This window comes from Streptomyces roseolus, assembly GCF_014649855.1.
Classification (GTDB): Bacteria; Actinomycetota; Actinomycetes; order Streptomycetales; family Streptomycetaceae; genus Streptomyces; species Streptomyces roseolus.
Genome location: NZ_BMTV01000001.1, coordinates 261,915 through 286,314 on the forward strand (window position 1 = coordinate 261,915; position 24,400 = coordinate 286,314).

At 71.9% G+C, this 24,400-nt stretch carries 23 protein-coding genes; 8 read left to right on the forward strand and 15 right to left on the reverse strand.

Annotated features, from left to right (window positions below):
• Positions 1-14: 14 nt before the first annotated feature.
• From IE245_RS01200 to alaS, 6 genes are all read left to right on the forward strand, one after another.
• A complete protein-coding gene (locus tag IE245_RS01200; protein WP_189944661.1) occupies positions 15-845 on the forward strand; it encodes an aspartyl/asparaginyl beta-hydroxylase domain-containing protein in 831 nt (276 codons plus the stop codon).
• Between the two features lie 45 nt (positions 846-890).
• Positions 891-1,763, forward strand: a complete 873-nt coding sequence (locus tag IE245_RS01205) for a hypothetical protein (protein ID WP_189944662.1) — start codon at positions 891-893, stop codon at positions 1,761-1,763.
• On the forward strand, positions 1,760-2,332 hold the full coding sequence (locus IE245_RS01210) for an SLOG cluster 4 domain-containing protein (protein WP_189944663.1): 573 nt from the start codon (positions 1,760-1,762) through the stop codon (positions 2,330-2,332). The genes IE245_RS01205 and IE245_RS01210 overlap by 4 nt, the downstream gene beginning before the upstream one ends.
• Positions 2,329-2,880: an orotate phosphoribosyltransferase gene (locus IE245_RS01215; RefSeq protein ID WP_189944664.1), complete on the forward strand. Its 552-nt coding sequence runs from the start codon at positions 2,329-2,331 to the stop codon at positions 2,878-2,880. The genes IE245_RS01210 and IE245_RS01215 overlap by 4 nt, the downstream gene beginning before the upstream one ends.
• A complete protein-coding gene (locus tag IE245_RS01220) occupies positions 2,877-3,518 on the forward strand; it encodes an HAD family hydrolase (protein WP_189944665.1) in 642 nt (213 codons plus the stop codon). The genes IE245_RS01215 and IE245_RS01220 overlap by 4 nt, the downstream gene beginning before the upstream one ends.
• 252 nt (positions 3,519-3,770) lie before the next feature.
• Entirely contained in the window at positions 3,771-6,425 is a 2,655-nt protein-coding gene (alaS, locus tag IE245_RS01225; protein WP_189944666.1) for an alanine--tRNA ligase, read from the forward strand.
• A gap of 45 nt (positions 6,426-6,470) precedes the next feature.
• On the opposite strand, the gene IE245_RS01230 is transcribed toward alaS, so the two are convergent.
• Entirely contained in the window at positions 6,471-7,013 is a 543-nt protein-coding gene (locus tag IE245_RS01230; protein WP_189944667.1) for a GNAT family N-acetyltransferase, read from the reverse strand.
• A 233-nt stretch (positions 7,014-7,246) separates the two neighbouring features.
• On the opposite strand from IE245_RS01230, the gene IE245_RS01235 reads away from it, so the two are divergent.
• The gene (locus IE245_RS01235) at positions 7,247-7,876 is read left to right on the forward strand and encodes a hypothetical protein (RefSeq protein ID WP_189944668.1); all 630 of its coding nucleotides are present in this window, start codon (positions 7,247-7,249) and stop codon (positions 7,874-7,876) included.
• Between the two features lie 195 nt (positions 7,877-8,071).
• Positions 8,072-8,674 (forward strand): hypothetical protein, encoded by a 603-nt coding sequence (locus tag IE245_RS01240; protein WP_189944669.1) that lies wholly within the window; start codon positions 8,072-8,074, stop codon positions 8,672-8,674.
• A gap of 546 nt (positions 8,675-9,220) precedes the next feature.
• On the opposite strand, the gene IE245_RS01245 is transcribed toward IE245_RS01240, so the two are convergent.
• The 14 genes from IE245_RS01245 to IE245_RS01315 all read right to left on the reverse strand — a co-directional run bounded on the left by IE245_RS01245 (position 9,221) and on the right by IE245_RS01315 (position 24,344).
• On the reverse strand, positions 9,221-10,075 hold the full coding sequence (locus IE245_RS01245; protein WP_189944670.1) for a hypothetical protein: 855 nt from the start codon (positions 10,073-10,075) through the stop codon (positions 9,221-9,223).
• Positions 10,076-10,714: 639 nt separating this feature from the next.
• The gene (locus IE245_RS01250; RefSeq protein ID WP_229851025.1) at positions 10,715-12,187 is read right to left on the reverse strand and encodes an antibiotic biosynthesis monooxygenase; all 1,473 of its coding nucleotides are present in this window, start codon (positions 12,185-12,187) and stop codon (positions 10,715-10,717) included.
• Complete coding sequence (locus IE245_RS01260; RefSeq protein ID WP_189944671.1) at positions 12,187-13,143, reverse strand: NAD-dependent epimerase/dehydratase family protein; 957 nt, start codon at positions 13,141-13,143, stop codon at positions 12,187-12,189. The genes IE245_RS01250 and IE245_RS01260 overlap by 1 nt, the downstream gene beginning before the upstream one ends.
• Positions 13,144-13,176: 33 nt before the next feature.
• On the reverse strand, positions 13,177-14,430 hold the full coding sequence (locus IE245_RS01265; protein WP_189944672.1) for an MFS transporter: 1,254 nt from the start codon (positions 14,428-14,430) through the stop codon (positions 13,177-13,179).
• Positions 14,427-15,755, reverse strand: coding sequence for an amidohydrolase family protein (locus IE245_RS01270; RefSeq protein WP_229851026.1), 1,329 nt, complete (start codon positions 15,753-15,755; stop codon positions 14,427-14,429). Before IE245_RS01270 ends, IE245_RS01265 begins: the two co-directional genes overlap by 4 nt.
• Entirely contained in the window at positions 15,752-17,005 is a 1,254-nt protein-coding gene (locus IE245_RS01275) for an ATP-grasp domain-containing protein (protein WP_189944673.1), read from the reverse strand. The genes IE245_RS01270 and IE245_RS01275 overlap by 4 nt, the downstream gene beginning before the upstream one ends.
• A 52-nt stretch (positions 17,006-17,057) precedes the next feature.
• Positions 17,058-17,999: a transketolase family protein gene (locus IE245_RS01280; protein ID WP_189944674.1), complete on the reverse strand. Its 942-nt coding sequence runs from the start codon at positions 17,997-17,999 to the stop codon at positions 17,058-17,060.
• On the reverse strand, positions 17,996-18,829 hold the full coding sequence (locus IE245_RS01285; protein ID WP_189944675.1) for a thiamine pyrophosphate-binding protein: 834 nt from the start codon (positions 18,827-18,829) through the stop codon (positions 17,996-17,998). The genes IE245_RS01280 and IE245_RS01285 overlap by 4 nt, the downstream gene beginning before the upstream one ends.
• Entirely contained in the window at positions 18,826-20,685 is a 1,860-nt protein-coding gene (locus tag IE245_RS01290; protein ID WP_189944676.1) for a M20/M25/M40 family metallo-hydrolase, read from the reverse strand. Before IE245_RS01290 ends, IE245_RS01285 begins: the two co-directional genes overlap by 4 nt.
• Entirely contained in the window at positions 20,682-21,731 is a 1,050-nt protein-coding gene (argC, locus tag IE245_RS01295) for an N-acetyl-gamma-glutamyl-phosphate reductase (protein ID WP_189944677.1), read from the reverse strand. The genes IE245_RS01290 and argC overlap by 4 nt, the downstream gene beginning before the upstream one ends.
• The gene (locus IE245_RS01300) at positions 21,724-22,530 is read right to left on the reverse strand and encodes a DegT/DnrJ/EryC1/StrS family aminotransferase (RefSeq protein WP_189944678.1); all 807 of its coding nucleotides are present in this window, start codon (positions 22,528-22,530) and stop codon (positions 21,724-21,726) included. Before IE245_RS01300 ends, argC begins: the two co-directional genes overlap by 8 nt.
• Positions 22,527-23,165, reverse strand: a complete 639-nt coding sequence (locus tag IE245_RS01305; protein WP_189944679.1) for a degT/DnrJ/EryC1/StrS aminotransferase — start codon at positions 23,163-23,165, stop codon at positions 22,527-22,529. Before IE245_RS01305 ends, IE245_RS01300 begins: the two co-directional genes overlap by 4 nt.
• Positions 23,166-23,274: 109 nt before the next feature.
• Entirely contained in the window at positions 23,275-24,159 is an 885-nt protein-coding gene (locus IE245_RS01310; RefSeq protein WP_229851027.1) for a RimK family alpha-L-glutamate ligase, read from the reverse strand.
• Positions 24,156-24,344: a lysine biosynthesis protein LysW gene (locus IE245_RS01315; protein ID WP_031012706.1), complete on the reverse strand. Its 189-nt coding sequence runs from the start codon at positions 24,342-24,344 to the stop codon at positions 24,156-24,158. The genes IE245_RS01310 and IE245_RS01315 overlap by 4 nt, the downstream gene beginning before the upstream one ends.
• Positions 24,345-24,400 lie beyond the last annotated feature (56 nt).

Genomic DNA, 24,400 nt, shown 5'->3' on the forward strand with positions numbered 1-24,400 from the left:
GTGAATCGAATCCGATGGACACCTTGACCGCCCTTGCCGGGCAGATCGCCCAGCTCGACACCGTCGACCCTGCTCAGCTGGAGCGGATGCGCCACGAGGCCCTGACGGCCCAAGCGCCCTGGAAGGCCGAGTACAGCGCCTACCAGTCCGGGGGCTGGTGGACGACGTCGCTGATGAACGCGTCCGGCGACCCCGCCGACGTCACGATCGGCGACTGCGCGGCCCAGCCGACCGACCTGCTGAAGCGGATGCCGGCCACCGCCGCCCTGCTGAACGAACTCGGCCTGAACTATATGTGGGTGCGGCTCGCCCGCCTCGAACCCAACGCCTTCCTCTGGGAACACCGCGACTACGACGAACTCGACCAGGTCGAGCGCCACCGCCTGCACATTCCGCTCCACACCAACACGTCGGCGTTCCTCGTCACCGGCGGCACCAAGGTGCACATGACCGGCGGGCGGATCTGGCGGCTGACGCCGACGTACGCGCACGGGGTGTGCAACCTGCTCGGGCCGGACCGGATCCACCTGATCGCCGACGTGTACGCCGACGACACCTACCGGCGCCTCGCCCGCCGGCCCACGCTCCACCCCGGTTCCGCCGAGCCGCTGCCCGTGGCCGGTCCGGCGGTGATCGCCGAGCGGCTCCAGGCCGCCCGCGCGATGGCCGACCTCGGCTACGCGGACGCGGCCGAGCGCATGCTGCTGCGGCTCTTCTACACGTACGCGCTGCCCGAGGGCGCGGTCTACGACCTGATCGCGGAGCTACACACCTCGCTCGGCGACGAGGAGGCCGTCACGCGCTGGACGACCGCCAAGCGCCGCCTCCTCGCTCTCACGGCCTGACCACCCGCTCGAACCTGCATGCCGGAATCCGATCGGAGGACGCACGTGCCCACCCTGCACCTGGCGGAACTCACCTTCGCCAACCGCCCCGCCCAGCTCCCGCTGCTGTCCCGGCTCGCCGACATCCTCGCCGCCTCCCCGGCCGTCACGCACCTGCTGGTGCGCGGCTCGCTGGCGCACGGCACGGCCGACCGGCTCTCGGACGTCGACTTCGTCGTCGGCGTCCAGGACGCCAACCTGCCCGCGTTCGTCGGCAGCCTGGACGACCTGATGTCCGTCGAGGCCGGCGCCCTGCTGCCCGGCTGGCGCGACACGATCGTCGCCGACCTCGGCGGCGTCGGCATGGTCTTCCTCGTCCCGGACGAGGGGCACCTGCACCAGATCGACCTCTACGTGGCTCCCGCGTCGCGCGTCCCGCGCCTGCGTGCCACGGTTGCCACGGCCGTACTCCTCGACCGCGAGCCGGCGCTCGCCCCGGCCGGGGGGACGGCGGTCGCCGAACGGTTCGCGGCCGAGTTCCTTGCCCGGCCGCGTACGTGCGGCGAGCTGCTCATGGAGCACCTGGTGCTGGCCGTCCTGCTGCACAAGCGCATCAAGCGGGGCCAGCGGTTCGTGGCGTACTCGGAGTGGCACCGCCTCCACACCGCCACGAAGGACCTGATCAAAACCGCGCTGGCCCCGACCTCGCGGTTCTGGGGCTGGTACCAGCTGCGCGAGGAGATCGCACTCACCCCGATCGGCCGGGCCTGCCTCGGCGACCTGGAGGCGGCGATCGGCGGACCGGCCGTCCCCTCCGCCGCCGATGTCGACGCGGCCGTCGAGCGGACGCTCGCCCTGGTCGAGCGGGCCTGCCCCGAGGCGCTGAGCGGCCTGGAGGGTGCCATCGCGGCGTACCGCACGTACCTGGAGCAGATGTGAACGGGCTCCACCGAGCGAACCGGACCGCCGGCTTCTTCGGCGGGGTCCGCCCCGCCTCCGCTGAGGAGGAGAAGCTGGCCGAGGAGATCGGCCAGGCTCTGGCCGAGGCGGGATACCGGCTCCTGCACGGCGGCTACAACGGCCTGATGGAAGCCGCCGCGCGCGGGGCTTCCTCCGCGGGAGCCCCGGTCACCGCGGTGACCCTCGTCGACAAGCACGACGAGTGGGGTGCCTTCAACCGGTATGCCACCGCGTCCGTCCACCTGCCCGACCTCGGCGCCCGGCTCAACCACTACCTGGACCACACCGACCTCGTCATCGCCATGGGCGGAGGCATCGGGACCCTCCACGAGCTGACCGCCGCCGTCTATTACGCGACCACCATCCGGCCCGTGCCGGTCGTCCTCGCGGGGGCCACGGCGCTGCGCCTGCTCGCCTTCCTGCGCGAGGAGAAGTGGCTGTACGAGACGCCGACCAGGCCCCTCGGCTTCCTCCGCACCGCCGAGACCACCCACGTCTTCCGCGCCCACATCGCCGCGCTCCACACCACGCCGATCGGAGGAGCATGACCACCAACACCCGGCTGCCCGGCGGCCTCATTGCCCGGCTCGCCGAGACCGCCCTCGTGGCCGCTCCCTTCCGCCTCGCCGACGGCGCCAGGCTCGAAAGCTACTTCGACGAGTACCGCCTGGCCGCCGACCCCGAGCTCCTGCGCGACACCGCCACCGCCCTGGCCACCCTCGTCCCCGGCGACGCCCAGCTCCTCGCCGGCATCGAGCTCGGCGGCGTCCCCCTCGTCGTCGCCCTGTCCGCCGCCACCGGTCTGCCCGCCGTCTTCCTACGCCGCCAACCGAAGGGGTACGGCTCCCGCCGGCAGATCGAAGGCGCGCCTTTCACCGGCCGCCGGACCGTCCTCGTCGACGACGTGGTCCGCTCTGGCGCGCAGCTGCTCGCCATGGCCCGCATCCTGCGGATGGCCGGCGCGCCAGTCAGTGACGCCCTGTGCGTGCTTGAGCGCCCGCTCGGCGGCCGGGCCCTGCTGGCCGAGCACCGCGTGACGCTCCACTCCCTGCTCACCGAAACCGATCTGCCCACCGGGAAGCAGGAAGCCGAATGAAGCGCGCTGTACTGTTCGACCTCGACGGCGTGCTGGTCGACAGCCACCACGCCCACCTCGCCGCCCTCGCGGGCTACGCGACCTCCGCCCTCGGACACCGCATCACCATCGCCGACCTACCGTCCGAGGCCGCGACCACCCCGCGGGATCACGTACTCGCCGAACTCGGGCACACCGGAACCGTCAACCTGGACGGCTGGGACGCGGCGACGGCCACCGCCACCCTCACCGCCGGCGTCTTCCCATTCGTGGCCGAGGCGCTCGCCGCGCTCCGCGCCGCCGGCATCGGAACCGGCCTGGTGACCCTGCGCAGCCGCCAGCGGGTCGACTGGCTCCTGCCACCCGGCATCCTCGACCTCCTCGATGTCGTCGTCTGCTACGAGGACGCGGTGCCGAAGCCCGCACCGGACGGTCTCCTGCTCGCCCTCGACAAGCTCGGCGTGGCGCCCGCCAGCGCCGTGTTCGTCGGGGACATGGAGTCCGACATGCACGCGGCACGGGCGGCGGGCGTGACCCCGATCGGCGCCGGATGGGGCTTCTCCAACCCGGCGGCGCTCACCCGGGCCAGCGCCACCGTCGTCCTGCCCCGAGCCGACGACCTCGTCGACACGCTCCTGTCCCTGACCTCGTTGGAGTGACAGAGCGGAAAACCCCGGCGATCTTGACTGCCGGACCGCTAGCGTGGGTGGCGCAGTCGCAGCGGACCGTTGCGTCCAGTGACGGCTGCGCCACCTCAGACAACGGATCTGGAGTCATGGTCTACACCGTGGGGGCGCGAGCTATCTGCGTCGAGCTGGAGAACTGAGAACCCTCAGTCCCTGTTCTCGGCCCGGCTCGGCGTGTGATCGACCCCCATCTCTCCACGACTCTTCCGTGAGGGCCACACCACCATGCGCTCGACGCAGATCCGTTCCACCTTCCTGGACTTCTTCACCTCGCGCGGTCACCGCCAGGTCCCGTCCAGCCCCCTGATCCCGTCCGATCCGACGCTGCTACTCGCCAACGCCGGCATGAACCAGTTCAAGCCGTACTTCCTGGGCGAGGTCACCCCGGACTTCCCGCGCGCCACCACCATCCAGAAGTGCGCCCGCACCTCCGACATCGACAACGTCGGCCGGACCAACCGGCACGCCACGTTCTTCGAGATGATGGGCAACTTCTCCTTCGGCGACTACTTCAAGGCCGACGCCATCGCCTACGCCTGGGAACTCCTCACCCAGGGCTACCACCTGGAGAAGGACCGCCTCTGGATCACCGTCTACCAGGACGACGACGAGGCCGAGCAGCTCTGGCGGAAGATCGGCGTCCCCGCCGAGCGCATCCAGCGCCTGGGCATGGAGGACAATTTCTGGTCCATGGGCGTCCCCGGACCCTGCGGCCCCTGCTCGGAGGTCAACTACGACCGGGGCCCGGCCTTCGGCCGCGAAGGCGGGCCGGCCGTCGACGGCGAGCGGTACGTGGAGATCTGGAACCTCGTCTTCATGCAGTACCAGCGCGGCGAGGGCAACGGAAAGGGCGACTTCCCGATCCTCGGCGACCTCGCCCGGCAGAGCATCGACACCGGCCTCGGCCTCGACCGGCTCGCCGCGATCCTCCAGGACGTCGAGAACGTCTGCGGCACCGACCTCCTGCGCCCCACCCTCGCCACCGTCCAGGAACTCGCCGGCCGCGACTACCCCGGCAGCGGCGAGGAGAAGGTCTCGTTCCAGGTCGTCGCCGAGCACGCCCGCTCGATCGCGTACCTGATCGCCGACGGCGTCCTGCCCGCCAAGGACGGCCGCGGGTACGTCCTGCGCCGCCTGATGCGGCGCGCGATCCGCCACGCCCGCCTCCTCGGCATCGACGAAGCCGTCCTCGCCCCGACCACGGCCAGCGTCATCACCAACCTCGGCGACGTCTGGCCCGAGCTGCCCGCCCAGGCCGCCCTCATCGAGCAGGTCGTCACCGCCGAAGAGGAGTCCTTCACCCGCACCCTCACCCAGGGCACCCGGCTCCTCAACGCCGCCATCACCCGCAGCCGCGACAACCAGTTCACGACCCTGACCGGAGAGACCGCCTTCGAGCTGCACGACACCTTCGGCTTCCCCGTCGAGCTGACCATCGAAGCCGCCCGCGATGCCGACCTCACCGTCGACGAGGACCGCTTCGCCGACCTGCTCGCCGAGCAGCAGCGCCGCGCCAAGGCCGGCGGCAAGGCCAAGACCGCCGAGGCGCTCCGCCGCCAGGACGCCTACCGCGAGCTGTCCGCCCGCCACGGCCGTACGGACTTCGTCGGCTACGACCGCCTCGACGCCGAGGCCACCGTTCTCGGCCTCATCTCCGACGGCACGGTCGTGCCGGGCGCCGAGCAGGGAAGCACCGTCGAGCTGGTCCTGGATCGCAGCCCGTTCTACGCCGAGTCCGGCGGCCAGGTCGGCGACACCGGCACCATCCGCACCGCCGACGGCACCCTCCTGGAAGTCCTGGACACCAAGCCCGGCCTGGAGGGCTTCCACGTCCACACGGTCCGCGTCGCCGAAGGCGAGATCCGCACCGGGCAGCAGGCCGAGGCCCTCGTGAACGGCGCCCGCCGCGAGGCCGTCGCCCGCTCCCACTCCGCCACCCACGTCCTGCACGCCATGCTGCGCCGCACCCTCGGCGACCACGCCCGCCAGCACGGCTCCCTCGTCGACGCCGGCCGCCTCCGCTTCGACTTCGCCCACTTCTCCGCCGTCGACCGCACCCAGCTCGCCGCCATCGAGACCCTCGTCAACGACAGCCTGCTGGCCGACCCCGAGGTCCGCGTCTGGCACGCCTCACGCGCCGAGGCCGAGGCCGCCGGGGCGACCGCCCTGTTCGGCGAGAAGTACGGCGACCACGTCCGCATCGTCGACATCGGTGACTTCTCCCGCGAGCTCTGCGGCGGCACTCACATCGGCCACGGCTCCAACGCGGGCCCGGTCCGCATCGTCGGCGAAGCGTCCATCGGCTCCAACCTCCGCCGCATCGAAGCCCTCACCGGCCGAGACGCCCTCGACTACTACGACACCGAGCGCCGCCTCCTCGAAGAACTCTCCACCCTCCTCGGCACCCGCCCCCAGGACGCCCCCGACGTCCTCCGCAAGCGCCTCGACTCCCTCGCCTCCGCCGAACGGGAACTCGGCCGCCTCCGCGAGGCCGAGCTGCGAGACCGCGCCCAGCAGCTCGCCGCCTCCGCCCGCGCGGTTGCCGGTGGTCGGGTCGTCGCCGAGAAGGTAAGCGGACTCGGTCCGGAGGAACTCCGCACGCTGGCCCATCACACCGCCAGCCTGCTCGACGCCGGCCGCGCCGTCGTCGTGCTGGGCACCGAGCACGACGGCAAGGCCCTGCTGGCCGCCGCGGTCACCCGCAGCCTCCATGACACCGGCACCGAAGCCAGCCGCATCCTCATCCCGGCCGCGCGCACTGTCGGCGGCGGAGCCGGGGGCAAGGGACCCGTCGCCAGCGCCGGCGGGCGCCGCGTCGAAGCCCTCAACGAGGCGCTCACCCTCGCCGCCCAGGACGCCGCCCGCGCCCTCACCCCGTAGCCCCCGAAGGGCCGGTGCCCCCGCAAGGAGCACCGGCCCTCCACGTCAATGCCCGCGTCCGTCAGACGTCAGCTCCTTCAGGAGAACCACACTTTCGTAGTTCGTCACGCCCCACCGCCAAGACCCGACCGGCACGTAGCCACGCCTGCGATACCAGCCGACCAGGTCAACCGCCTGGGCCGACGTGTCGATCACCACCTGCGTCGATCCGAGCTCGGCGATACGTCCCTCTGCCAAGGCCAGCAGCCGCTGCCCGAGCCCCGTCCCGTGATACCCCGGATCGACCGCCAGCTGCCAGAACGACCCAGAACCCGCCGGGGCCGGATACGCTTCAGGCGCCGCGTACGGAGCCACCACGGTCACCGACCCCACCAGCTCACCTCCCCGGAAGGCGAGCCAGCACTCGCCCTGCCCTGCACGGTGTGCGGTGTCCTCCACCGACTGGTACGAGGCGAAGAACAGCCGACCAGCCGCGGCATGACCGGCGTATGAGCGATGAAGCAGGGATGTCAGCCGCTTCACCGAGTCACCGCCGACGAGCCGTCTCACCATGACGCCCCTGATCAGCTCGCTTGCCGACTCCTCCATCGCTCACCGCCTGCCGTGCCCGGCCATGCCTCAGCGTCCGTAATTCCGCTGACACCCCCATATTGCGCCAAGGTGGAACAAAGCGCTTCCACGAAGCCTCAAACGCGCCTTCGCCGCCCACGCTGGCCTCGTATCAGCAGTCACCCGATCGGCTGAGCCCCATCGCGAGCCGCCCCTCAAGCACACCGCCCTCGTTAAGGAGGCACACTCAGCGGCTTCGACGGTAGGAAATCATGACTGCGCAGGCAGATGGCCGGCCCGTCCCGGACGGCATCAAGACCCTCGTGCAGAGCGAGCTCAACGCTCTCTCCGCTCGGCTCTTCGACGTACTCTCCTCCTCCGTCAAGAGTGTCGGTGACTTGGAGAAATGGCTCGGCAACCAGTTGTGCGCGGTCGACCAACTGCGGTTCCAGTTGGAATCCGTGCAGGGAATTCTTGCCACCTGCGCGCTCGCTGAAGGAATCGACCGATCCCGAGTGGCGAACTGGCTAGATGCCTCGCAGGACGAGCTCGACTGGTTCACGACGGGTCCTTGGACGGAAGCGCAGGTTGCTGCGGCCCGAGGCGACAAGTGCCCGGGAGCCAACTACGAGACGCGTGAGGCATACCGCGTGACCAGGGCGGATCTAAACCGCTCCGAGTACTACGCGGAAAGGACCACGCTCATCGCCAACATGCTGGCTGTCGCCCACGTCGGCCGCAGCGACCTCGAAGAGCAGCATGGCTGGCTCGCCGACCGTACCCGCAAGGCGATCAAGTACGGCTGGACGCTCCAGCCCAAGCGGGCTCCTGTAGTCAAGCCCGCCCAGGAAGCCGATCAAGTCGAAGCCTCGTCGCCCACCGATGCCACTGCTGCAGCTTGATACGCCCTCCTGCGCCAGCAGGAGACGGTGAACGGCGCAGTACGCCGGCGGCTCGAGCGGTCGCTCGGTTGGCCGAGCGACCGCGAATCGCTCCCTTCGTTGTTTGGTCAACACCACCAGCAAGGAGGGCTGTCGATGGGCCGAGCTAAACCCAACAAGCCACGCCGCCCCCGACTCCCGAGACAGGAGCGAATCGTGGCCCTGCCGACCGCCGGAATGTCCTTCAGAAGGCCCACCGGCTACGTCATGCCGATGATTCGAGCAAGCATGGTCGAGACGCCGCGCGAAGGCCGGCCCCGCGGGCAAGCCCCCGAGATCGCCGTGCTCAGCGACTGCCATCAGCAGTTCCAGCATGAGGGCCTGCAGCGCCTGGTCATGGATCTCGCCTGCACGGCTGGCGAAGCCACCGTCATGTTCTCCGAGCACAGCTCGCTGAGCCCCATGGAACTCCTCCAGCAGTTCTCTGCGCATCACGCCGTCAGCATGGCCACCGATCAGACCGCGAAGGGCGGAGACGTCGTCTGGGGCTACATCCCCGCCATAGTGCGCCCGATCTTCGAACCGGGCGCCAGACCCGGCATGGATGAGGTGCTGTTCGAGATCGACGAGAAGTACGGGTTCCACACCTCGATGGACTTCATCGTCGCCCTCGCCATCTACTCTGGGGCGGTGGTGCGCCGCCTGGCCAAGGCGACCGATCGCGATCCCGAAGAGATCATGCAGGAACTTGAGCAGCGCGCCGAGCCGATCTGGAGGGATCTCGACGCCTTCGACACCCGCGCATACATGACCACATAGGCAATCGCCTGATTGCAGGCGCGAAGCTCGCCAGGCCCACAGCCACTGGCCAGCCAGAAGCTACGGCCTACGAGCCCGACAGCGTCTCGTGGTCACCCGCTGCCGAGCGCGTGCCCCATCCGTGCCCTTCAGGGCGGTAAACAGCGGTCAATACTGGCACACACGGAGCCTCGCGATACGTCAGGCCGAGGATCGTATCCGCAGGTCAGACACCTTGTTTTCTGTCCGAGTGGCGGTGATTCCCAAGCTTATAGCGCGGGTTCGATTCCCGTCATCCGCTCGTGAACGAAGGCCCAGGTCGGCGACCTGGGCCTTCGTCGTTGCCTCGCCCTGTCGTGCCCTCCGCGTGCCCCTTCCCGCGAGAATGTCCGGCGCCGGGGCACGCGGCGCACCACCTCGGCCGGCACCCGAGGCCGGCGGCGGCACGCACGGCCCATGGTCCGAGCCACTTGCCCACTTCCCCGCGCGCCTACGGGGACCGGGCCGCCCCGCACGTTCCCGCGCTCGCCGAAGGGTGATCCCGCCAGGCGGCGCGACCAGCCGTGCTCAGGCCCGTGCGACGGTGAACAGCACTGGGGTGCGGATGCCGAGGTGCGCGGCGGAGTCTGCCACGGTCGCGGCGAGCCAGCCGACCGCGTCACAGGACCACTCCGCCAACTCGCCGGAGAGCGTCATTCCATGCCGGGGCGGACCGTTCCAGAAACGGTCGTCGAACGGCGGCGGCGGAAAGCCCCCTGGGGGAACGGCCTCGTCGAGCCCACCCGTGAACACGTTCTGGTCCGGAGGGACGATCCGGTGGGCGAACCGCGTCGCCACCGGCGGAATCGACGGGTCGAGGCCGCCGTCGATGCGGACCTTCACCGACACCCGCGCCCGCGGGTCGCACTCGCCGAACCAGTCTGGTGTCCGCATGGAGGGCGCCGGCGCGTAGGGCGGGCGGGCCGAGGCGTCGATTCCCTGCACCGGCAGAAGGACCTGGACCGCGGTGAGGCGCACGGCGCCGATCCGCTCTGTCGTGTCCTGTGCGCAGCGCAGGAACGGCCGCACAGGAAGCGACCGGCCGTCGGCCAACGCGCTCGCCTCAACCTGGAACCACGAGATCAGGTTCGGCCCCGAAGCGGCAAGGGGGTGGCCGCGACCCGCGTCGTTCATGGCCCACAGACCGGGCGCGACGTGCGTGCGCCCACCGGAGGCGTTCCCTTCCCCAGCGCCCGCCCTGTCGTCGAGCCAGCCCATCGCGAGCGATCGCTGGTGAAACAACTGGTATGCGTCGTGCTCCGAAGCGGGATCGCGCCACTCGTGCGGAGCCAGCTCTCCGTAGAGTGCGGCGAACATGGTTCCCGCGGTGGGACGAGCGGTGGGCGCAATGCCCGGCTGCGCGGTGGCGTCCTGCTCCGACATGCCGCTCTCCCTGCAGATCGGCTCGACGGCCTGCTCCTGGAGTTGGCCGACAGCGCCTCTCAGTAGACTCGGCAGTTCACTTCAGCCTGGTTCATCGGCTTCTCTCCGGTGTCGACCTCGCCGATCACATCGACGTCCACGTGGTTGCGCCACGACGTGCGTCGGGCGTCGCGGCAGTCACGACGGGCCACTGTGCGTTGAACGCTCCCGCCACCGGGCTTGAGCGTCCTGGTCTCCGAACATGCCTGCTGCCGACAGGTGTTGTCCGTGTACCACTCGTACAGGCAGTTGAACACCTTGGCGCGGTCGTTGTTGCAGTTCCCCTTGTCCCACCACCTGACCGGCACCGTCCGGGTAGACCGCGGACGCGTCGGAGCCAGGTGGCGCGACACCCGGCACAGCGGTGTCCGCCGACGCGTCACCGTCCCGGACAGATGCAGCTGTCGTCGCGGCCGAAGCGCCCCCGATCATCAGAGAGACGGATGCGGCGACGGCCATGAGACGAAGCCTGCCGGTGAGCATGAAGATCCCTTCGCGTGCCTGCGGGACATCCCTGGTTCGGTCATGGGATCGGCCGCATCTCGGGTCAGTTTCGAGCCATTGACCCTGTCTTGACCAGGAAAGGGCGGAAATTTACTCCTATGGGTTGAACCAAGGCGCCGCTCGGAGGCCACCTGGGGACTCCGCTGTATCGCCGGCCCGATCCCGCTGGCGTTCGTCGCCGGAGTGCTGGTAGTTCGTCGTGGCCTTCTCCGAGGACTGGCCGGGGCGGATCGCCGCGCCCTGCTTCGGCTCCGGCGCCGCCTCGGGCAGCCGGTCGACGCCCAGCGGGACCGTCAGGAACAGCCGGGCCGGGTCCCAGCCGGTGGCCCGGTGCACCATCTCGGGGATGCCGGCGCCCGACAGGCGGTTGTGGGTCTCCAGGAGGCGCGGGCCGGGCGGGGTGAGGACGAACTCGCTGTGCGAGGGACCGTCGGTGAGACCGACGGCGTCCAGCACGCCGGCGGTGAGCTCGTGGAGCTCCGCCAGGCCCGGCCGCGCCGCGTCGCTGGGGACGCTGCACTCCCACTCGACGAAGTGCTCGTTCACCCGGTACTCGCTGACGCCCAGCACCACGTGGCGGCCCTGGTGGGAGAACGCCTCGACGCTGACGACCGGGCCCTCCAGATACTCCTCGGCCAGGACGCCGCCGTACCCGAACTCCTCGATCTCCCGGAAGGCGCGGGCGGCGTCCGCCGGGTCCGCGACCACGTTGATGTGCAGGCTGCCGGCGCCCTGACCGGGCTTCAGCACGACCCGGTCGCCGACCTCCGCCAGGAACGCGGCGGCCTCGTCGGCGGTGTGGACGCGGCGGTGGCGCACCGGGCTCAGCCCGTGCCGGTCCAGGGCCTGCCGGGTGAGGGCCTTGTCCTGGATGATCCGGGACACCTCCGGCGGCGTACCGGGCAGGCCGAGCTTCTCGTTGACCTCGCCGACCGGCACCGCGGACAGTTCGGTGGTGGTGAGGATCCGGTCGAACGGCTCGGCCTCGTGGAGCGGCCCGAGCAGCTCCAGGAGCGCGCCGGTGTCGGTGATGTCGCAGGTCAGGATGCGGGCGCAGTGCGGTTCGGCCTCGGCCCGGTCGAACTGTCCCTCGGTGTGGACCAGCGTGACGTCGATGCCGAGTTCCCTGGCTCCGTGGACGGGGACGGGACGGCCTCCGACGACGGCGATGCGGGGCCGTGTGTTCATCGCGGTGCTCTTTCCGGTGGCGGGGGTTTCGGTGGCCGGCGTTCCGGTGGTGCCGGGGACGCCGCTCAGGGGTGTGCTCGGGTGGACCTCGCGCTCGACGCGCGGCAGGATCTCGGGGAGGTAGATCTCCTGGATGGCCGCTCCCTCGCCGTGCGCCTCCCAGTGGGCGCGGCTCGCCCAGCGCTCGACGAGGACGAAGCGGGCCGGGTCCGCGTCCGACCGGTACGCCTCCCAGCCGACGCAGCCGTCCTCGGCGAGGCACAGCGGGCGCATCCGGCGGAGCGCGTCGGCCACGGGCTCGGCGTCGGCCGGGTCGGGTACGCGGACGATGACGATCAGGTCGAACATGAGGCGGTCTGCTCCGGGGGTCGGGGCGGGCATCAGGCGGTCTCGTCGGCGGCGGCGATCCGGACGATCTCCGGGAGCCACCGGCTGACCGGGGCGAGGTCGACGCCGAGCGCGAGCGCCCGTCCCGCGTCCATGCCGAAGTCGGCCGGGCAGGAGTACGGCGAGAGCGCCGGGTCGCCGGCCGGGTCGTCCTTCTCCACGACGGTGGTCGCCTTCCCGGTGGCCTGCTCCACGGCGGCGCACACGTCGTAGACGTCCGCCGTGTCGGGGGAGGCCACGTTGACGACACCGTCGACGCCGGGGAGGCCGGTGGTCGCGGCGCGGGCGAGGAACGCGGCGACGTCCGGGGCGTGCACCAGGGACGTGCGGCCCGGGCGGGCGTGGGCCGTGACGGGCTCCCCGGCACGGGCGCGGTCGAGGTGGAACCGCAGCCGCCCGGTGAAGTCGTCGGTGGCGGCCAGGACATGGGCGACCCGGGCGACGGTGACGGGCACCGCCGCGTTCCGCACCAGGGCCGCTTCGGCCTGCCGCTTGCCCTCGCCGTAGTTGCGGCCCACGAAGTCGAGGTCGTGCCAGGGGAGTTCGGTGTCGTACGCGTACTCCTCCGGCCGGAGTTCGTCCTCGCGGGCGAAGGCGCTCATGGGCGGCGCCGGGATCCGGTGGCGGAAGGTGTCGGCGTTGTACACCTCCATGCTGCTGGTGAGCACGAACCGGCCCGCGCGCTCGCCGAAGGCCGTACAGGCGTCCAGCGCGGCGGCCGGGGTGTAGCACGCCTGGTGGACCACGGCGTCGAACCGCTCGCCGGCCACCGCGGCGGCCAGCTCGCCCGGCCGGCCGACGTCGGCGGTCAGGCGCCGCACGGCCGGGCCGAACGGGTCGGCGGTCCGGCCCCGGGTGACCAGGGTGACCCGGTGGCCCTCGTCGAGCAGCCGCCGCACCAGGAGCTTCCCGAAGAAGCGGGTGCCTCCGATGACGCAGATCTCAGCCATCCGTCTCGCCTTTCTCTTCCGTCCGGAGGGGGGTCACGCCGTGACCGGCTCGGCCGACGAGGACTCCGCGTCCTCGGTGTCCGTGCCGGAGCGGTCCTCGTCGCGGCCGGCGAAGCAGATCACGGCGCAGAGCGCGGCCATCGCCGCGGCGACGTACCAGTTCGCGCCCGGCAGGTCGGCGGAGACCGACACGTCGAACATGACGCCCGCGAGGAGCGCGCCGACCATGTTCCCGGCGCTCCGGAAGAAGTGCATGGCGCCCATGGCGCGGGCGAGCTGCTGCTCGGGCACCTTGCGGGAGACCCACATGTCGAAGGACGGCACGAAGAGGATCTCGCCGAAGACGACGACGAAGCAGCCGGCGGCGACGGCCCACAGCGCGGCGGGGCCGGAGCCGAAGAGGGTGAAGGCGAGGGCCATGGCGGTCAGGCCGATGCCCATGACCACGCCCGGGCGCAGGTGCTTGATCGCCAGCTTGAAGACCGGGTACTGGAGGACGAGCAGGCTGAGGCCGGTGATCCAGAACGGGGCGGAGGGCGCCCACTGCGGCACGTACTTCCCCATGTGCAGCGGGATGCCGACGACGAAGCACAGGGAGAGGAACCAGAACGCCGCCGACAGCAGGAAGTAGCGGGTGGCGCCGCCGACCTCGACGGACTTGAGCCCGGCCAGGCTGAACAGCGGCGCGCGCCCGGCCCCGGTGTCCTTGCGCGGGGCGGCGGTCCCGTCGGCCTGGAAGCCGTCGCGGGGGATGAAGAGGGAGGCCGACAGGCAGAAGCCGAGGAAGAGCACGAAGACCGCGGTGAACACGACCCGCAGGTCCATGCCGAGGAGCAGGCCGCCGGCGAGCGCGCCGCCGAACAGGCCGACCTGCGCCGACATCTGGAAGGTCGAGAACGCCTTGGCGCGCTCGTCCTCCGGGTAGGACACGAGGATGTTCTTCAGGCCGGGGAAGGCCGTGCCGGAGCCGAAGCCGATGAACAGCGCCAGCAGGCTGTAGACGGCGACGCCGCTGGTGAAGCCCATCAGGCCCAGCGAGACCGCCTCCAGGCCGGTGCCGACGAACACCGCGCCGCGGATGCCGAGCCGGTCCGAGAAGCCCTCGTAGGAGAAGGTCGCGGCCAGACGCCCGACGTACGTCATACACATGACCACGCCGGCCCAGAAGCCGCTGTCGCTGTCGCCGAGCGAGGCCACCAGGATGGGGAACCAGACGAAGTTCCCGATGTGGGCGAGGAAGATCCCCGCGTTGAGCCCGAAGAGGGCGCTTCTGCGCTCGCTGGTCACAGGCTTGCCTTTCCTTTCGAAGCGGTCGAGCGGAGCTCGGAGATGGTGCGGGCGAGGGCGGCCCGGTCGATCGGCACGCCGTTCACCACGGTGGCCAGGGGCAGCGCCGACAGCGGGCCGCCGGCGGTGTGGAGGTTGAACGTGGCGGCGGCGCCGGCCCGCAGCGGCGGCTCCGCGGCGCGGACGCCGCTCAGCTCGTCGAAGTGGCGGCGGCCCGTGACGGTGGCCTGCCGGCGCAGTTCCCCGGTGAGCCCCTCGTCGTCCCCGGCGAGCAGGGCGAGTTCGCCGAGGAACGAGTAGCCGTGGTAGGCGCCGAGGTTGCCGGAGTCGGTGCCGATGAGGAGCTCGCCCCGCCGCAGCGCCGCCAGGGCGTTGCGGCGCATGTCGGCGAGGGCCGCGGTACGGGTCTCCTGGCAGCCGTACTCGATGCCGAAGGGCTGCTCGACGGTGTGGACGAACTCCAGGTTGCGGGGGTCCTGGGTGTCGAGGAAGCCCTCCCGGCCGTACTCGGCGAGGAACTCCTCCCGCGTCATGATCATCGACCGGAGTCCGGCGAGCGTGGAGACGAACCGGGCGCCGTCCAGTTCCTTCCAGTCGGCGTCGTCGAGGGTGCGGTCGCGCACGGTGTGGGCGAAGAGCCGGAAGCCGCACTCGTACGCGAAGCGCGTCTCCTCGAGGGTGTTGCAGTCGACGACCGCGGTCACCCCGCGCTCGGCGGCGATCCGGGCGGTGAACCGCAGCACCCGCTCGGAGAACCGGGAGAAGCGGACCGGGCTGCCCGGCTGCTCGGTGCCGTCGGTGAACATGACCTTCAGGAAGGTGCCGCCGCGCTCGGCGTTGGACCGGAGCGCGTGCTCCAGGTCGGCCTCCACGGCGAGCATGTGGACCGGCGCGGGGAACTCCACGCCGTGTCCGTTGCGCCCGGCCGCGTCGGTCATCGCCGTCACCGCGTACCCGCAGTGGACGACCTCGGGGTACGGCCACGGGGACGCCTCCCGGCCGGCCCGCCAGGCGTCGTCCACCAGCGGGAAGCCGAACATGTCCACGACGTGGGTGACCCCGTGGTAGAGGTACTGGAGGGCGACGATCCGCGGGTCGTCGACCGAGTCGTCCCAGTTGGCGGGGAGCGAGACGTGGGCGTGGGTCTCGGTGTAGCCGGGCCACAGCTCGGGCTCCGAGCCGGTGCGGCGGCCGGCCGGGACGAAGGCGGTGAACACGCCGTCCTCGGCCGTCACGTCGAACAGCGCCTCCTCGTCGAGGAGGGGGATCGCGACCCCCCGGACGGTGAGGGTCCCCGCCTCCTGCCGGATCGGAGCCGGGCTCACCGGGCGACCTCGACGCCCATGCGCAGCTCGATCCGGCCCAGGGCCTCCTCGCAGCGCTCGTTGACCTGCTCGCGGCCCTCGCCCGTGAAGATCAGGTGGCCGATCCAGTCGAAGTTGCTCTTGGCGAGCCGGTCGACCGCGGTGCCGGGCTTCTTGTACGCCTGGGCGCTGTGGAAGCCGGGGAGGTCGGCCAGGGCGTCGAAGCCGATGGACTCGACGGTGCCGGCGATCGGGGCGCCGAACCAGTGGCCGCCGGCCGTGGTGCCGCCGGGGAAGGGGAGCTCGGGGCGCTCGCCGAGGGCCTGCCGGATGACCTCCAGGTAGGCGTCCACGCCGGAGGAGATCTTCATCAGGGTCGGCACGATGCCGCCGATCAGCCGCCCGTTGACCTCGCAGAGCACCGGGCCGTCCGCGCCGAGGAGGAATTCGGTGTGGATGAAGCCGAAGTCCACTCCCAGCTCGTTGAGGACCTGGGTGGTCATGGCGAACAGCTCGTCCTGGAGCGGGTGGCCCTCGAAGTAGGTGGCGCCCATCTCGATGAAGTGCGGGAAGCCGCTCAGCGGGCGGTCCGTGAGGCCCAGGTTGAAAACCTCGCCGCCGGCCAGCACGCAGGACTCGACGGAGATCAGCTCGCCCTCGACGAACTCCTCGATGAGGATGTCGGGGATGCGGACGACGCCGCGCCCGTAGTCGGTGACCCGCTCCAGCTCGGCGAGGTAGTCGCGCAGGTCCTGCTCGTCCCTGAGGTGGAGGACGTGGAGGCTGGCGGTGCCGTCGGACGGCTTGACCACGCAGGGGAAGCCGACCTCGCGGACGGCGGCCTCGACCTTCGCCGGGTCGTCGACGTGCGCGAAGCGCGGCTGGCGGACGCCGGTGCCGTCCAGGGTGAGGCGGGTGCGGTGCTTGTGCCGGGCGTTGAGGGCCCCGTCGACGCTCATGCCGGGCAGGCCGAGGGAGCGGGCGACGGTCGCCGTGTGCACCGTGTGGTACTCGCTGTAGGTGGTGACGCCGTGCACCGGGTTGGCCGCGTGGATCTCCTTGGCGAGCCGCTCCAGCTCGTCGATGGAGAACGCCTGGGCGCTCTTGACGACCTGGCAGCGGGGGTGGGCGAAGGCGTCCTTCGCGAGCGGAGAGGCGGCCAGGTAGAAGTCGGGGTCGGCGGAGACGAGGGTGACGTCGTGGCCCAGTTCCAGGGCGTTGGCGATGCCCTGGATGCCGTTCGGGTTGCACTCGATCATCAGGACGTGCATGGCGGAACTCCTTGTGGAGGCGGGGTGGTCGGCGGCGGCGTGCGGGGGGGGTTCAGGCGGTGGCGGCGGCGAGGACGGCGTCGGTGGTGAGGCCGAGCCGGGCGAGGACCTCGTGGTGGTCGCCGCCCTCGTAGGGCCAGTCGTGGCCCGCGTTGACGCCGACGACCTCGCTGCCGGGCAGCAGCAGGGCCAGCGCCTCGGCGGCGCCGCCCTCGGCGCGGTGCTCCTCGACGACCACGAACCGGCGGTGGCGACCCGCCAGTTCGGCGGCGGAGCGGGCGAGCCGCGCGTGGTCGAGGTACACCAGGTGGGCGTGGGCGAGCTCGGGGCGCCGCTCCCGTGCGGCCAGGGCCAGGCGGGCGCCCTCCTCGCCGACGGAGACCAGGCAGGGCGTGCCGGCGTCGCCCCGGGCGTCCCACGCGACGGGCGGGATGCCGCCGTCCGTGTCGCCTCCCGGGAGGGAGGCGTAGGCGGCGTTGCGGCCCGTCCGGATGTAGGTGGGCGTGCCGGTGAGGGCCGCCTCGCGGACCACCGCGCGGGTCTCGTCCTCGCCGTACGGGGCGGCGACGGCGACGCCGGGGACGCTGCGCAGGACCGCGAGGTCCTCCAGGCAGTGGTGGGTGGTGCCGAACCAGGCGCCGGACACCCCCGCGTACGGGGCGACGACGGTGACGCCGGCCTTCAGGTACCCCAGCGTCAGCTTGAGGCTCTCGGCGGCGCGCAGCGCGGCGAAGGGCGCGAAGGTGGAGACGAAGGGACGGTAGCCGGCGGCGGCGAGCCCGGTCGCCATGTCGATCATGGCGCCCTCGGCGATGCCGAGGTTGAAGAAGCGGTCCGGGTGGGCCGATTGGAACGGGTGCTTCTTGCCGCCGAGGTCCGCTTCGAGGCAGACGATACGGGGGTCGAGGGCGGCGAGCTCGGTGAGCTCGGCGCGGTAGGCGTCCCGTCCGCTCAAGCCGGGGGCGGCCGGGGGCGTGAGGGTCGTCGGGGTCATCGGATGGCTCGCTTCCACTGCGCGGCGCGGGCCGCGTCGATCGTCACGTAGTGCGAGGCCGCCTTGCCCTCGACCGCGCGGACGCCCTTGCCCTTGACGGTGTCGGCGAGCACGGCGAGCGGCCGGTCGGCGCCGGCGCGGTCGCCGGCGAACACCTCGGTCAGGGCGGCGAGGTCGTGCCCGTCGACCGTGACCGTGTCGAAGCCGAAGGCGTCGAAGCGCTCGGCCAGCCGGGGCAGCGGGGAGATGTCCGCGACGAGTCCGTCGTTCTGGCCGCCGTTGCGGTCCACGACGAGGACGAAGTTGCCGAGCCGCTGGGCGGCGGCGACCTGGACGGTCTCCCAGACCAGGCCCTCCTGGAGCTCTCCGTCGCCGGCGACCGCGATCCCGAGGCCGCCCTGGAGGCCGAGCCGGCGGGCCATGGCCCAGCCGGCCGCGTACGGCACCCCGTGGCCGAGGCTGCCGGTGGGGAAGCGGACGCCGGGGACCTTCGGTCCCGGGTGCCCGGTGTACGGGTGCCCGGCGAGGCCGTAGAGCGGGGCCGGGTTCTCCGGGAGGACGCCGCTGACGTGCAGCGCGGCGTACAGTCCGGCGGCGGCGTGGCCCTTGCTGAGCACCACCTCGGTGCCGTCGCCGCGCTCGGCGCGGTGCAGGGCGGCGATCAGGATGTCCAGGACGGACAGGCTGCCGCCGAGGTGGCAGCCACGGGGGCCGGCGGCCATGTCGACGACGAGCCGCCGGGCCTCCCTGGCCCGCTCGGCGAGCAGGGCGACCGGGGCGTCGTCGGCGTGCGTGCCCGCGGGGACCGGGGCGTCGTGCACGGCGGTCATCGGACGCCCCCTTCGCCGAGGGCGAACCAGCGGTTCACGGCGTCCGCGAGGACCGAGCGGGCGGTCCGGTACTCCATGCTGCCGATCCGCTCCTCGTCGGTGTGGTCGAGGGCCGAGTCGCCCGGGCCGTACGCCACCATGGGGACGTCCTTCCAGGTCGTGGCCAGGGTGTTCATGTCGGAGGTGCCCTTCTTCACCACGAACCGCGGACGGATGCCGGCCTGTGCGAAGGCGCGGGTGAACACCTTGACGAGCGCGCCGGACCGGCCGCCCGCGTGACCGGGGGTGGCCCGCAGGATCTCCACCTCCACGCCGTCCCGGCCGGCGGCGGCGCCGAGCGCGGCGGCGCGCAGCAGCTCCAGGTCGGCCGAGGGCGGGACGCGGAAGTTGAGGACGCCGACGGCCCGGTGCCGGGCGCGTCCGGTCTCGCAGTGGATGTCGATGACGGCGCTGAGCGCGTCGGCCGCCTCCTTGAGGACCGCCGTGCGGATGGTGTCGAGGACGTCCGTCAGCAGGTCGGGCGCGGAGACGGCGTCCATGCCGGCCGAGTGGCCGCTGGCCACCGACGCGGTGACGCGGAGCTTGAACAGGCCGAAGTAGCCGAGCGTCAGGGTCTCCGCGCCACTGGGCTCGCCGATGACGACGGCGTCGGCGGGGTAGTGGTCGCGGGCGTGGAAGGCGCCCTTGGAGGAGGACACCTCCTCCTCGACCGCGCCGACGACGCGCAGCTGGCCGTCCTCGGGGATGTCGGCGTGGGCGAGGACCTCCAAGAAGTTGGCGAGGCTGCCCTTGGCGTCCACGCTGCCCCGGCCCCACAGCTCCTCGCCGCGCCATTCGGCGGGCCAGCGGTGCGGCACCGTGTCGAGGTGGCCGAGGAGCAGCATCCTGCGGGGGCCGGTGCCGCGGGTCGCCACGAGGTTGCCGGCGGCGTCGACCTCCGCGTCGATGCCCCGTTCGCGGCACCAGTCGGTCAGGTAGACGGCGAGTTCGGCCTCGTCGCCGGAGACCGAGGGCACCGAGACGACCTTGGTGAGCAGCCCGAGGTCGGCGCCGGGCTCGCGGGTGCGCCAGAAGCGGGTCCACTTCTCCGGTTCGGCCATGGTGTGCGGGCCGGTGATGGCGACGTCGGCGCTGCCGGCGAGGGCCATCTCGGCGGCCCGTACCTTCTGCCGCATCCTGCCGCCCGCGTACCGCGCGCCGTCGCCCGGGTAGGCGTTGGACAGGGTGGAGGCGGGGTCCTCGGGGTCGGTGAGGAGTCCGGCGCTTCCGGTGACCAGTCGCAGGTGGTCGGCGTCGAGGGCGTTGCTGAGCGCGGCGGCGAGCACGTCGGCGTCGACGTTCAGCGGGGCGCCGCCGGCCTCGTCGTGCACCGGCGGGGAGACGCAGACGACGTCGTACGCGTCGAGCAGCGCGGTCAGCCGGACGGTGTCGACGTCCGAGGGGACGCCGGCCCGGTGGTCGCGGACGATCACCGGGCGGCCGTCGTCGTTGACCGCCTTCAGCGGCCGGTTGGCGCGGCCGCTGACGAGCCGGTTGCGGGCCGCGGCCGAGGTGAAGACCCGCAGGCCGTGGGCGGCCAGGCCCTGCTCGACCGCGGGCAGGGTGACCTGCTCGTACGCGTCGACCAGGTGCCGCATCTCCTCCGGCGGGCAGTAGCGGACCTCGTCCCCGTTGGCGAGGCGGAGCCGGGGCATCGGGCGGCCGGCGGAGCGGTAGTGCCGCTCGATGCCGGTCGCGCCGCCGGCCACCAGGAGCACCCGGGCGCCGCGGGCCACCAGGAGCGCGAGCTCCTGGTGGACGGCGCCGAGGTCGAGGGTGGCGCTGCCCGCCTTGATCACGTACAGGGGCCTGGTCACGGCGACACCGCCGTGGTGGGCAGGCCCGCGGCCTCGTCGAAGCCGCAGATCAGGTTCATGGCCTGGATGGCCTGGCCGGCGGCGCCCTTGACGAGGTTGTCGAGCGTGGCGACCGCGACGCACTGCCCGTCACGGACGGCGATGGCGACCTCGGCCACGTTGGAGCCGACGACGGCCTTCAGCATCGGGAAGTCCTGCGGCGCCTTCGGCGCGGTCCTGACCGGCACGAACGGCTTGCCGACGTACGCCTTGGCATAGGCCCGCTTGACGTCGAGCGGCGAGACGCCGGGCAGCAGGCCGGTGTAGGCGGTGACCATGATGCCGCGCGCCACGTCGAGGCTGTGGGTGGAGAACCGCAGGTCCATGGTGGCGCCGGTGAACTCGGCGATGGCCTGGCTGATCTCCGGCGCGTGCCGGTGGCCGTGGAGCTTGTGCACGCGGAAGTTGCCGCTGCGCTCGGCCGGCGGCTCGCCGCTGCCGCGTCCGCCGCCGGTGGAGCCGGTCTTGGCGTCGACGACGACCCGGTGGTCGATCAGGGAGGCGGCGAAGAGCGGGTAGAGCGCGTAGATGGTGGTGACGGCCATGCAGCCGGGCAGGCTGATGAACCGGCTCTCCGGGACGGAGGCGCTCAACTCCGGTACGTAGTAGGTGAAGTCGTCGTCCGGCGGGTTCTTCGCGGTCTTCGGGTAGTACGACTCCACCTCGGCCCGGTCGCGCAGCCGGAAGTCGCCGCCGAGGTTGAGGACCCGCTTGGCGCGCTCGGCGACGAGCGGCAGCAGCTCGGGCAGCGCTCCGGTCGGGAGGCAGCCGAACGCGATGTCCACCTCCTCCAGTTCGGCCAGCGGCCGGAACTTGAGGCCCGCCGCGGCCGGGTGGTTGCGCAGCCAGGGGTGGACGGAGCCGAGGGTGGCGCCCGCGTTGCGCTCCGCGGAGAGGAGGGCGAGTTCGACGCCGGGGTGCTCCAGGAGCAGCCGGATGACCTCGCCGCCGGTGTAGCCGCTGGCGCCGATGACGGCGACGCGCACCTTCTGGTCGTCGTCAGCCAAGGCGGGCCGCCTTCTCGTACGGACGGCGGTAGTCGCCGGCCTCGACGAGCTTGCGGATGGCGTCGGGGCGCCGGGCCACCTTGCGGAAGGCGTCGGCGTACCGCAGGGCGCGCTCGTACTCGACGGGGGAGCTCAGCTCGCGGCAGAGCACCAGGGTGCTGTCGAGCATGCCGAGCGTCACCGGGAAGTCCTCCGGGCGGTGGTCCCGCACGGCGCCGGGGTTGAGGGTGAAGGGGTGGCCGTTGCCGAAGCCGTCGCGGTGCCGGAAGGGCAGGTGGCAGGGGATGGGGGTGTTCTGCCATTCGCGGGCGGGCACGCCCTCGGCGACGAGCAGTTCGTGCACGGCCTCCTTGACGGCGTGCACGGGCAGGTCGTCGAGGCCGACGGCCTCCGGGTCCATGCAGTACGTGACCGGGTCGATGTCCACGAAGACGGGGACGGCGTGCACGGCGACGACGGCCTGGGCGGTGGCGATGAAGGTGAAGGCCGGGACGATGACCTCGTCACCGGGCCGCACGCCGGCGCCGACCAGCGCCATGTGCAGGCTGGAGGTGCCGCTCGCGGTCGGCAGGGCGTACCGCGCGCCGACGTAGTCGCGGTAGGCGTCGGCGACGACCTTCCGCGGGTCCTGACGCTGGGCCAGCATCAGGTTGAACACGTCCTCCTTGGTGATGACCGGGAAGAGGGTGCGGCGCAGGGCCTTGGGGATCAGGGCGTCGCCGCCCAGCGCGGCGAGCTCGGTGTCGAGCTCGGCCTCGGACGGGAGGGGCAGCGGCGCTGCCGGGAAGTCAGTGATCACGAGTGTGCTCCGAGAGTGGCGGCCGGCCGGACCGCGTGGGTGAGGGCCATCCGGGCGCAGGCGGCCACCAGCGGGCTGAGCCGGTAGTTGAACTGGACGCCGGGCACCAGGTCCGCGTCGGCCTCCTGCTGGGTCCACATGGTCCGCAGGTCGTAGGCACCGAAGATCTTCAGGCGCTCGGCACGCGCCCAGACGTCGGCGGAGTCGGTGAGGACGGCGGCGGCCGGGCCGAAGCCGAGGCCGGTGAGGTCCACCACCAGGACGGGGGCGGTGGAGGCGGCGGCGAACTCGGGCAGCCGGTCGGCGTTCTCCTGGGTGAGCTCCACGTAGTCGTACGCGGCCGGCCCGCCGGGTTCGGTGGTCTCGGTGGTGAGGCCGAGCCAGGCGAGGAAGGCGAGGGACTCGCGGTCGGCGTGGGGCACGGACACGGTGTCGCCGTGGCCGAGGCCCTGGCCGGCGAGGGCGCCGTGCAGGGCGCCGGTCCGGCTGTTGAAGAGGGCCGCCCTGGCGCGGCCGGTGCGCTTGGTGAGCAGGCGTTCCAGGCCGGGCAGCTCCCGGTCGCTCTTCTCGATGCTCATGACGACGCCCGAGGTGAGGACGCGGGTGAGCACGGTCGCGGTGTCGAACAGTTCCATGGTCTTCTCCGGTGTCTCCGTCTCGCGTGACGGTGCGCCGCGGGCATGACGGGGCGACACGTGGCGCGGGGTGGCGCGCGACGTGCGCGGCGATGCGGCGGTGCGGCGCTTACGCGGCGGTCGGCGTGACGGCGGTGCGCCCGAGCAACTCCGTGACGTGGGCGGCGAGATGACCGGTCACGTCGACGCCGTGCTGGGCGGAGGAGCGGGCGAATTCGGGGTTGGCGTTGACTTCGAGCACCAGCAGTTCGCCGGTGGTCCGGTCCTCGACGAGGTCGACCCCGTAGAAGCCGTCGCCGAGGGCGTCGACGACCTGGGCGCAGAGTTTCTCGATCTCCGGCGTGATCTCGGTGCGGCGGACCTCCGCGCCGAGGTGGGTGTTGGTACGGAAATCGGGCGAGACCCGCTGGATCGCGACGACCGGGGTGCGGCCGACGACGACCACGCGCAGGTCGTGGCCGGGCTTGTCGATGTACTGCTGCACGACGACCGGGAAGAGCTTGCCGGCCGCGTCGGTGGACTCGCGGCCGCCGACCCAGGCGTCGACGCACTCGGGGTTGACCATCCGGGTGACGCCCCGGCCCCAGGAGCCGCTGACGGGCTTGACGACGGTCGGCAGCCCCATCCGGGCGACGGTCTCGCGGACCTGGCCGTAGCTGAAGGCGTGGAGGGTGCGCGGGTGCGGGATGCCGTGCCGCGCGAACGTGAGGGCCTGGAGGCCCTTGTCGTTGCAGGTCTCGATGGTGGCGGCGCGGTTGAGGGTGGTGACGCCGCGGTGTTCGAGCCGGCGGGAGACGCCGATGGCGTCCTGGTGGGAGAGGTTCCTGATGAGGGCGAGGCCGGGCGGGCGCGTGTCGCCCGCCACCACCCCCGCGAGGTCTTCCCGGAGCAGCGGAGCCGCCTTCAGTCCCTTGGCCCGCAGGGCCTGGAGGAGAAGCTTCTCATCCGGCCTCAGCATGGTCGCCGAGACGAGGACCTCTGCGTCCTGGCTCACTCGCCCCAGTCCTCCTCGACCTCCGGCGCGAGGTCCAGGCGGACGAGGTCACCGGTCTTCTCCAGGACCTCGTGCTCCTGCCCGCACGCGGTGCATTCGGTGATCTCGCCCTTTTCCCAGTCGGCCTGCACCTCGAATTCTGTGTCACATACGAGGCACTTGGGCGCCGCAATTGCGGTGGTCATTATGGAGACTCCTTACGAAAATCGGCATGCCGGTTCCGTCGGCGGATTACCGATCG